The following is a 10484-nucleotide window of genomic DNA, read 5'->3' as shown; positions in this document are numbered from 1 at the left end:
GGCGGCGCGGGTGGCGGCGGAGGCGGCGGCGGCGAGCAGGGCGGGTTCGGGAGCCTCGTCGGCTACGGCGGTGCCGGTGGTGGTGGCGGCGGCGGCGGCGGCGGCGGCGGCGCCGGTGGGATGGGTGCCACGGGTGGTCTCGGCGGGGTAGGCGGAGGGGCGCTGGAGATCGTCGCACTCGGCCGCGTCGACGCGACGGGAACGCGTGTCGATGCCGCAGGCGGCAATGGACGCATCGCCGTCCGCGGCCCCGACGGCGCGTCGGGCACCGCCGGCCTCGACGGCAAGGACGGCAAGGACAAGACGACATCGGATTTTCATCGCCCGGGGGCGGCAGGCGGTGCCGGCGGCGATGGCGGCGCGGCCGGTGTGGGACTCGCGGCCGGCCCGGCGCAGACCAATCAGGGCCGTGGTGGAGCCGGTGCCGCGGGTGGTGATGGCACCGCCGGCGGCACGAATGCTGGGCAGGGGGGTGGCATCGGGGCTGGCGCCTACGGGGGTGCCACCGGCAGCGCCGGGGGGCGCGGCGGCGAGGGCGGTACGGGCGGCGGCGGTGCCGGCGGCACGGTGAAGCTCGTCGGTACCGACGTCGCCAGCGCCTCCTCCACGGTGGATGCGAAGGGTGGAACGGGCGGCAATCCTGGCGCCGATGGCCGGCTGCTGTTCGGCACGAACACACCGGCACGCTTCGCCGGCACGGCCACGATCGGCGGGTCGGTCGAGCTCGGCGCGGGGCCGAGGGAGGCCAACCCCTTCCTTGCGAACGCGACCGCCACGCCGTTCATCCCGGGCCTTCCGGGCGGGGCGGAGATCTATGGCCTGACTGAGCTCAAGGCCAGTCTCGACTTTCTCAGCATCTACCAGAACCGGGGACCCAACGAGGCGGCGCTGGTCAAGCTCGATGTCGGCATCGGGCTGCCGATTTTTCCCGGGTTCGATGCGCTTTACTTCATGAACCTGCGTGACCCCGGGGCAGGTATAGGCACGCCGAAACTCGGCGTCGGGACCGGCCAGGCGGGCGACCTGCTGCTCGAACGGGGAACTGACAGGAACCCGCTGTTCGGCGGCCGGGGCCCGTTCGGCATCTTCTCCCTTGGGTCAGGCGAGGTGTGGATGACGCTGATCCCAGAGACAGCGACAGGCTTTTACATCAGCGCGCTCGATGACAGGTACTGGTCCTACGCGCTGACCCTGCCGTTCGATGAGCCGCTCTATCTCGACGTGCCCGAGCCGGCTGGCCTGGCGCTGCTCGGCCTGCCGCTTGCGGCGCTTCTCTACATGCGCCGGCGCAAGGCTGCGCCCTCGGCGTGAGGCCGGTGGAGTGGGAGCGGGGGATACGCCCGCTCCCACTGCCGTTTGTCTGCCGTGCCGCCCCCCGAATGCGTACGCCGATTGACCTTCCCCGCCAAAGGCTGGCATGCGAACGCCTCGTTCCCACCTGATTGGTGAGACGCGGCTGTAAGGGGCTTTGCACAGATGGACGCGATGACGTCACCGGACGAGGTGGCCCAGGCGGAGCGGACACCGCGGGAGAGACCCCGCAAGGAGCGCGCGAAGAAGCCGCGCGTGGCCGTCGTGCTGTTCAACCTCGGCGGCCCGGACAAAGCCGAAAGCGTGCGACCGTTCCTCTACAACCTGTTTGCCGACCCGGCGATCATCCGGGTACCGGCACCCTTCCGCCAGCTCCTCGCCGCGCTCATCACCTGGAAGCGCACGCCGATCGCGGCCGAGAACTACGCCGTGCTCGGCGGCAAGAGCCCGCTGCTCGAGCTCACCGTGGAGCAGGCCGCCGCCCTCTCCCGCGCTCTCTCGGGCGACCTCGACGCCAAGGTTTTCGTCTGCATGCGCTACTGGCACCCGATGTCGGACGAGACCGCCCGCGCCGTGCGCGCCTGGGGGCCCGACGAGGTGGTCCTCGTTCCCCTCTACCCCCAGTTCTCGACGACCACGACGGGGTCGTCCCTCGATGCCTGGCGCGATGCGGCCGCCAAGGCAGGGCTCGTCGCGCCGACGCACACCGTCTGCTGCTACCACTCCGACCCGGGCTTCGTTGGCGCCACCGCGGCGATGGTGCGCGAGAGCTACCTCAAGGCCCGCGCCGAACTCGCCCCTGAGATCCCGCTGCGCGTCCTGTTCAGCGCGCACGGCCTGCCCGAGAGCATCGTGGCGCGGGGCGACCCCTACCAATGGCAGGTCGAGCAGACGGTCGAGGCGGTGGCCGAGGCGATGGCGATCGACGGGATGGACCATCTCGTCTGCTACCAGTCGCGCGTGACGCCACAGAAATGGATCGGCCCCTCGACGGAGGATGAGCTGAAGCGCGCCGGCGACGAGAAGGTGGCCGTCCTCGTCGTGCCGATCGCGTTCGTGTCGGAACACTCCGAGACGCTGGTCGAGCTCGATGTCGAGTACCGCGAGGAGGCGGAGCATTTCGGCGTTCCCGCCTATTTCCGCTCGCCCGCGCAGAACAGCGACCCCGGCTTCATCGGCGCGCTCGCCGGTCTCGTGCGGCACGCGCGGGCGGAGGAGAGGAGCCTGTGCAGCTTCCGCGGCGCCCGCACCTGCCCGCGCGCGGCGAAGGACTGCCCGCATGCCCGCCGCGGCCATGCCACGGCAGGGCGCGTGATCACCGCCGACGAGGACTGAGGCTGCCATGCCCGCCCCAGGGATCGACGCCGTTCTGTTCGACTGCGACGGCGTGCTGGCCGACAGCGAGGCGATCGCCAACACGATCATCGCCGAGGACCTCACCGCCCGCGGCTGGCCGATGACCGGCCGGGAGGCGGAACACCGCTTCCTTGGCCTCTCCCTGCCGATGATGGCGCCGATGATCGCCGCACGCATCGCCATCCCCGATGACTGGGCGCTGGCGATGACGATGCGCATCGTCGGCGCGATGGCGACCGAGGTGGTTCCCATCCCGGGTTCCGCCGGCGCGATAGCAGCCGTACGCGCCATGGGGCTCGGCCACGCCGTCGGGTCGAACTCGTCGCGGGCGGAGCTCGCCGCCAAGCTCGCCCGCCTCGGGCTCGACGGCATCTTCGACGGCCGCGTCGTCAGCTACGAGGATGTCGCGGCGGGCAAGCCGGCGCCTGACATCTGGCTCCGCTGCGCCGCCCTGGTCGGCGTGGAGCCCGCGCGCTGCGTCGTGATCGAGGACAGCGTCACCGGCGTGCGCGCGGGGCGGGCGGCGGGCATGCGCGTGCTCGGCTATGCACCCAATGGCGCCGCCGCGGCGCTCGCGGCCGAGGGGGCCGAGCCGTTTGCGCGGATGGACGCGCTTGCCGACATCATCGGGGGCATGATCGCGGATCGGAGGGGCGCATGACGATCGACGCGCTGGCCTACATCTACCCCTGGGTGAAGTCGCTGCATGTGATCGCGATCATCGCGTGGATGGCAGCGCTGCTCTACCTGCCGCGCCTGTTCGTCTATCACTGCGAGGTCGCGCCCGGCAGCGTGGAGAGCGAGCGGTTCAAGGTGATGGAGTATCGCCTCTCCCGCTATATCGCGAGCCCGTCCTCGATCGCGGCGTGGGTGTTCGGCATCCTGCTCGTGCTCACCCCAGGCGTGGTGGACTGGGCCTCGGGGTGGTGGCATTTCAAGATGCTCGGCATCCTCGTGATGACGGGTGCGCACCACGCGATGATGGCGCGGCGGCGCGATTTCCTGCAGGACCGGAACCGAAGGCCACAGCGTTACTTCCGCATCATGAACGAGGTGCCGACGGCGGCGATGGTGGTGATCGTCGTCATGGTCATCGCCAGACCATTCTGATTGTTGATCTTTCCGACGTCCGGCCACGGGTTCCGGGTCGTTTCGAAGGCCAGGGACAGCAATTCGTCATCACGGCAGCGATGGAATGATTGACGGAACGGCCGGCGTTCCTTAAGTCAATCTCATCTTCCGGCGCGGCCACCGGCCGCAATGATCCCCACAGGGCAGTTTCGCGAAGACACGGCGTTTCGTTCCCGGCCAAGGACAGGCCGGCGCATCACGGCATTTGCGCCACGATGCAGCGATAGCCACCGACGCCGCCGCATGGGGACCTGCACCGCCACCTTTCGCCGGAACGACGCCTCCCCCCGTGCATCGCACGTGTCGGTTCCATTCGCCGGCCACCCCGCGAGCGCCCCCCAACCTCACTCCGATCCCGGGCACCCCAACCAGATGCACCTCGCCGAACTCAAGGCCAAGAGCCCCGCAGACCTCCTGGCGCTGGCCGAGAGCCTCAACGTCGAGAACGCCTCGACGCTGCGCAAGCAGGACATGATGTTCGCCATCCTGAAGACCCTGGCCGACAACGACCAGGCGATCCACGGCGATGGCGTGCTCGAGATCCTGCCCGACGGGTTCGGCTTCCTGCGCAGCTTCCAGGCGAACTACCTGCCAGGCCCCGACGACATCTACGTCTCGCCCAGCCAGGTGCGGCGCTTCAGCCTGCGCACCGGCGACACGGTGGAAGGCCAGATCCGCAGCCCGAAGGACGGCGAGCGCTATTTCGCGCTGGTCAAGGTCAACCAGATCAACTTCGACGAGCCCGATGCGGTGCGCCACCGCATCAATTTCGACAACCTCACGCCGCTCTACCCCGAGAGCCGGCTCAAGATGGAGGTGGAGAACAAGGAGGGCGTGCAGAAGGGCGTCCAGAAGGACTACACGCCCCGGATCCTCGACCTGATCTGCCCGATCGGCAAAGGCCAGCGCGGCCTCATCGTTGCGCCGCCGCGCACCGGCAAGACGGTGATGCTGCAGAACATCGCAAGCTCGATCGCCGCCAACCACCCCGAGGTCTACCTCATCGTGCTGCTGATCGATGAGCGGCCCGAGGAAGTGACCGACATGGCCCGCACCGTGCGCGGCGAGGTGGTGAGTTCCACCTTCGACGAACCGGCGACGCGGCACGTGGCGGTCGCCGAGATGGTGATCGAGAAGGCCAAGCGCCTGGTCGAGCACAAGAAGGACGTGGTGATCCTGCTCGACTCGATCACCCGCCTCGCGCGCGCCTACAACACCGTCGTGCCCTCGTCGGGCAAGGTGCTGACGGGTGGCGTGGACGCGAACGCGCTGCAGCGGCCGAAGCGCTTCTTCGGTGCCGCGCGCAACATCGAGGAGGGTGGGTCTCTCACCATCATCGCGACCGCGCTGATCGACACCGGCAGCCGCATGGACGAGGTGATCTTCGAGGAGTTCAAGGGCACCGGCAACAGCGAGATCATTCTCGATCGGAAACTGTCCGACAAGCGCACCTTCCCCTCGCTCGACATCACCAAGTCCGGCACCCGCAAGGAGGAGCTGCTGGTCGAGCGTGGCACGCTGTCCAAGATGTGGGTTCTGCGCCGCATCCTGATGCCGATGGGCCCGCAGGACGCGATGGACTTCCTGCTCGACAAGCTGAAGTACAGCAAGACGAACCAGGACTTCTTTGATGCGATGAACACGTAAGCCGTGTTCATCACCGGCGTTTCTTTTGGCGTGCGACGCACGCCGGGGAACACCTGAGGGTGCTCATCGCATCCCCGTTCCATTCGTCCGCTCCGCGGACCGGGGCGATGAATACGTAAGCCGTGTTCATCACAGCGTCGTTTCAGCCTTCCGGCCCCACGCCAACCTGACCCACTCACCCAACCCTCTCCCCCTGAAGGGGGAGAGGGCTTTCGGACGGGTATGCCCGCCGCGTCCCCTCTCCCGCGTGCGGGAGAGGGACAGGGTGAGGGCCCCCCTGTGCGCCCCATCACGCGGCCTGTAGCCTCCCACCCCTATCGTTCCGCGGCAGGGACGACACGGAACGGAGGCGAAACTGATGGCGGCAGGCGACCTCGCAGCGCTCCAGGCGATGATCAAGGCCGATCCGGGCTGCACCGCCGCGGCGGAAAACCATGACTTCTACGTCGCGGCGAACCTGAAATCCTGGAAGGCCCGGCGCACGATGTGCGGCAACGGCCAATGCGCCATCCTGGTGCAGACGGCGACGGGCTGCGGCAAGACGCGGTTCTGGGTGCGCGGGCCCGTCGTGAAGGGCAACGCCGCCGTGCCGGAGGGAACCGCCATTGCCATCTTCGACGATGACGGCACCTACCCCTTCGCCGGCAGGCACGCCGCGATCTACCTCAGCCAGGATGGCACCGGGCTGAACACGCTCGACCAGTGGGCGCATGACGAGAACAAGAAGGCAGCCATCGAGAAGAGCGGCTATTTCTTCAAGCAGACCTTCGGCAACACACGCTACAGGCTGAATGACGGCAACCGCTTCCACGTGATCCTGACCGCCAGGAAGATCGTCAACCACGGCGAGGTCGAGGACGACTGACGCGGCTGCGCTGCCTCAATCCAGGCCCTCGCTGATCGCGACAAGCCGCGCACGTTCCTCTGCATTCAGGCCGATGGCACCGGGGCAGCCCGCTTCATCACGCATTGCCCCCGCGACCCTGGCGCGGATCGCGGCATCGAGGTCGCGGCCCGTCGTGCGATCGGCGGTCCAGATCTGGCTGAGGATGCCGCGCGCGACATAGGGCGCACGCTCCGGCGCGCAGGCGAGCGTGATCAGCGTCCGCGCCACCCCCCGCGGCTCGGGTGGCGACAGCCCGACGAGATCGGCGTGGCGGGCATCGAGGCCAGGGTCGTCCTCTGACCGCGCAGTGAGCGTCGTGAGCCGCCGCGCCGCACCCTCCCGCAGCGTCACGCCCGGGATGACGGCAAGCCACGCATCGACGCTCTCCCGCCAGGGGCTCGCCTCCCTGGGGCCTCCCTCCTCCGCCGCGGCGGCGGGGACCCAGGTCGCCGGCAGGGCGGCGGTCGAGATGCTGCGCGCGTCGGCATCGGCCAGCCGCGCGCCATACGTATCCGCCCGCCAGCCCTGCACGTAGCGCAGATCGGCGCCGCGCAGATCGGCCGACAGCAGTGAGGCGCCCTGCAACCGCGCCTTGATCAGGAACGCGCCAGGCAGCCGCGCGCCGACGAGCGACGCCCCTTCGAGCGAAGTGCCGGTGAGCGATGCGCCATGCAGCGACGCGTCGTCGAGCGTCGCGCCGGCGAGGGCGGCACCATCGAGCGTTGCCCCCTCGAGCCCGGTGCCGCGCAGGCTGGCGCCCGTGAGCACGGCGCCGGGGAGCGATGCGTCGCGCATCGTCGCACCGTCGAGGATGGCACCCTCGAGACGCGCGTTGTCGAGGAAGGCCCCGTTCAGCCAGGCTTTGTCGAGCCGTGCGCCAGCGAGGTCGGCGCGGCTGAGATCGGCCTTGCGCAGGTCCGTCGCGATCAGGATCGCGCCGCGCAACGACCGGCCCCGCAGGACGATGGTGCGTGCGAGGCCTTCGCGCGCGAGCTCGGTGTCGGTCACGCGGATCAGTCGCTCATCGGCCAGCGAGAGCACGCGCGAGAACGGCCTGTCCGGCGGGCGATGGGTCGTGCTGTCGAGCACGCCGTCGAAGAACAGCATGTCACGCAACGGCGTGATGAGCGGCATCGGCCTGTCGAGCGCCTCGCCGCGTACGGTGGCGACCACGAGGCAGAACACCATGACGGTGACGGTCCCCGCGGCGGAGATGATGCGTGCCGGCAACCCCGATGGCGGCATCAGCGCCCAGAGCACGGCGAGGTCGATGGCGATGAGTGCCCGGTGAAGATGCGTGGTCGGAACGTCCTGGTAGGGCAGGAAGCGCAGCAGGAAGAACACGAGCAGCAGCACCGGCGCGATGACGAGGGTGATCGCCGTCATCACCCGCGCGGCGAGCGCGCGCTGGTGCAGGCTCGGGGCGGCGAGCGCCTGCACCACCGCGAACCCGTCGAGCGGGCGGACGATCCGTTGCAGCGCCGTGGCGTAGGTTTCCTGGCCGAGTGTCGCGCGGTGCCGTGCCTCGGCTTCCGCCGCGGCGATGAACGCCGCGACCTTCGCGCGCAGGCCGCTGACCTGCAGCAGCGCGTAGAAATGCAGCACGACGAAGATGGTCGGCGCGATGGCGTAGAAGCCGATCATCGGCAGGTCGATGTTCAGCAACGGCAATCGCATCGGCGTGGCATCGAGGAGCGCGCGATGCGTCGTCGTGCCGACGGACGCTGCCAGCAGCAGCATCAGTGTGATGAAGAAGAACCATTGCTGCGACACCTCGCGCCGCGCGGCATCGTTCGCCGTGGCGAGAAGTTCGCCGAGATCAGGATCGTGCTGGTGCGGCTGAGGGGCCGCAGCGCTTGGCGTCGGCACGCTGGCAGTCGGCATCGGCCGCCCCCTTTGATACGGAGTTGTATCAAAGAGCGCGGCCGACCGGAAGCCTTCCGTGCGGCGGTGCCTTGACGCGCTACGTGCTGCCGCGGGCGGCGAGGGCGTGGCGAAGTGCCGCAGCGTCGGCGAGCGGCAGCCCGCACACACCCTGGGTGCAGACATGCGCCGCCGCCACCTCGCCTTGCGTCGCCGCCGCGCCGGGGTGGGAGGAGGGGAGCGCGCCGCCGCGCTGGATGACGACGCCGAGGCCGGAAGCTGCATTGGCGGCAGCGAGCAGCGCGTCGGCCGCCTGGCCATCCCCAGTGATGACCACCGAGGCGCCACGGTCGAGGATGTCGGCCGCGACCAGCAGGTTGGCGAAGCTCCAGGGCTGTTCCGCCGCACCGCCGGCATAGGCGGCGAGGATTCCCTCCGCCGTCGCGCGGTGCAGCGCATCGCCGGTGGCGTGCCAGAGCAGTGCGCACGCCTCCGCCAGCATGCCGTTACCGGAAGGGACCGCACCATCCGTCACGTCCTTGGCGCGGACGATCACGTCGGTCGCGTCCGCCGCCGTCGTGAAGAAGGCGCCATCGGCATCGGCGAACAGGGCATGGCAGGCGCGCACCCACGCCTTGGCATCATCCAGATACGCCGCATCGCCGGTGGCGGAGGCGAGCGCGATCGCGGCCTTCGCCATCGCCGCGTGATCGGCCAGCATGCCGGCGGGCCCGCGCACGCCACGGCGCCACGCGTGCAGCAGCCGGCTGCCGCCACCTGCCGTCCCGTCCGCTTTCATGTGTACGGCAACGAAACGAAACGCTCGCGCAGCGATCTCGATCCACTCCGGATGGCCGAACACATGCGCCGCGCGGCAGAGTGCGGCGATCATCATGCCGTTCCAGTCGGCCAGCACCTTGTCGTCACGCCCTGGCTGCACGCGACGCTGCCGGTGCGCCAGCAACGCGGCACGGCCGCGGGCAAGCAGCGCGGCCCTCGCGTCGTCGTCATCACCCGTTGCATGGCTGCGGTTCGGGATGGCATGGCCTTCCCAGTTGCCGCCCGGGCGGATGTCGTAGGCCGCGAGGAACGTATCGATATCGGAAGAAGAGAGCCCGGCAGCGGCCAGCACACGCCCGGCTTCCTCGGTGGTCCACACCGCGAACTTGCCTTCCTCGCCCTCGCTGTCGGCGTCCTGCGTGCTCGCGAAGCCGGCACTGCCGTCATCGGCCGCATCGGCGATCATCTCGCGCGAGAGCCACGCGACGGTTTCCTCGGCCCGCGCGCGCCAGAGCGGGCTGGCGGGCTCTTCCGCCCCGACGAGGGCGAGGAGTTCGAGGATCTGCGCGTTGTCGTAGAGCATCTTCTCGAAATGCGGCACGAGCCACACCGCATCGGTCGAGTAGCGCGCGAAGCCGCCGCCGAGATGGTCGTAGATGCCGCCCTGGCTCATCCTGCGCAGCGTCAACGTCACGGCGGCGCGGGCCGCTGCATCACCGGTGCGGCGCCATTCGTTCCAGAGCAGGCGGAACAGCGAGGGTTGCGGGAATTTCGGCGCGCCCTGGAGCCCGCCTTCCTTCTGGTCGAGCCCGCGGAGCAGTGCTGCGCGCGCGGCGTCCATATGTGCCGGCCCGATCGTCGCACCCTCCGCCGGGCGTGCGCGGCCGAGCTCGGCCAGCGCATCGCGGATCGAGGCGGCGTTGCGTGCAACCTTCTCGCCCTCCTCGGTGTAGGCACGCGCGATGCCGGCGAGCACTTGGCGGAAGGAGGGGCGGCCGTAGCGCGGCTCGGGCGGGAAGTAGGTGCCGCCCCAGAACGGCTCCGCGCCCGGCGTCAGGAACATGGTCAAGGGCCAGCCCCCCTGTTCGCCGAGGATGTGCAGCGCGTGCATGTAGATCGCATCGATGTCGGGCCGTTCCTCGCGGTCGACCTTGATGTTCACGAAATGCGCGTTCATCAGGGCGGCCGTCTCGGCATCCTCGAAGCTTTCATGGGCCATCACGTGGCACCAATGGCAGGCCGCGTAGCCGACGGAGAGCAGGATGGGCTTGCCGGTGGTGCGCGCCTCGGCCAGCGCAGCCTCATTCCAGGGGCGCCAGTGCACGGGATTGTCGGCATGCTGGAGGAGGTAGGGGCTGGTCTCGCCACTGAGGCGGTTGCCGCCCGGGGGGAATGCGCCTGGGGGGGATGCGCCTGGGGCGAATGTACCCGGGGGGCGAGGCTCGATCGGTGCGGCTGTCATGGCGGCGTTCTCCATCCGCAAGCGTCGGTATCCGGCCCGGAGCGTCGC

General features: G+C 69.6%; 8 protein-coding genes. 6 read left to right on the top strand and 2 right to left on the bottom strand.

The features are described from left to right. From Q0C38_RS21215 to Q0C38_RS21190, 6 genes are all read left to right on the top strand, one after another. A partial coding sequence (locus tag Q0C38_RS21215; RefSeq protein WP_291299129.1) for a PEP-CTERM sorting domain-containing protein occupies positions 1-1311 on the top strand: 1311 nt, incomplete at its 5' end. A 165-nt stretch (positions 1312-1476) separates the two neighbouring features. After that, positions 1477-2646, top strand: a complete 1170-nt coding sequence (hemH, locus tag Q0C38_RS21210) for a ferrochelatase (RefSeq protein ID WP_291299128.1) — start codon at positions 1477-1479, stop codon at positions 2644-2646. A 7-nt stretch (positions 2647-2653) separates the two neighbouring features. Continuing rightward, a complete protein-coding gene (locus tag Q0C38_RS21205; RefSeq protein WP_291299127.1) occupies positions 2654-3328 on the top strand; it encodes an HAD family phosphatase in 675 nt (224 codons plus the stop codon). Next, complete coding sequence (gene hemJ / locus Q0C38_RS21200) at positions 3325-3777, top strand: protoporphyrinogen oxidase HemJ (protein WP_291299126.1); 453 nt, start codon at positions 3325-3327, stop codon at positions 3775-3777. The genes Q0C38_RS21205 and hemJ overlap by 4 nt, the downstream gene beginning before the upstream one ends. Before the next feature lie 393 nt (positions 3778-4170). Beyond that, positions 4171-5445 carry a transcription termination factor Rho gene (rho, locus tag Q0C38_RS21195; protein WP_291299125.1) on the top strand — a complete coding sequence of 425 codons (1275 nt, stop codon included), beginning with the start codon at positions 4171-4173 and terminating at the stop codon, positions 5443-5445. Positions 5446-5803: 358 nt separating this feature from the next. Beyond that, positions 5804-6310, top strand: coding sequence for a BPSL0067 family protein (locus tag Q0C38_RS21190; RefSeq protein ID WP_291299124.1), 507 nt, complete (start codon positions 5804-5806; stop codon positions 6308-6310). Between the two features lie 15 nt (positions 6311-6325). On the opposite strand, the gene Q0C38_RS21185 is transcribed toward Q0C38_RS21190, so the two are convergent. Further along, a complete protein-coding gene (locus Q0C38_RS21185) occupies positions 6326-8215 on the bottom strand; it encodes a pentapeptide repeat-containing protein (protein ID WP_291299123.1) in 1890 nt (629 codons plus the stop codon). 79 nt (positions 8216-8294) lie between these two features. Next, on the bottom strand, positions 8295-10436 hold the full coding sequence (locus tag Q0C38_RS21180; RefSeq protein ID WP_291299122.1) for a thioredoxin domain-containing protein: 2142 nt from the start codon (positions 10434-10436) through the stop codon (positions 8295-8297). Between the last annotated feature and the right edge of the window lie 48 nt (positions 10437-10484).

The organism is Elioraea sp., assembly GCF_022842375.1.
Classification (GTDB): Bacteria; Pseudomonadota; Alphaproteobacteria; order Acetobacterales; family Acetobacteraceae; genus Elioraea_A.
Note: the sequence above shows the minus strand (reverse complement) of the source record. Positions and strands in the feature narration are given on the sequence as shown.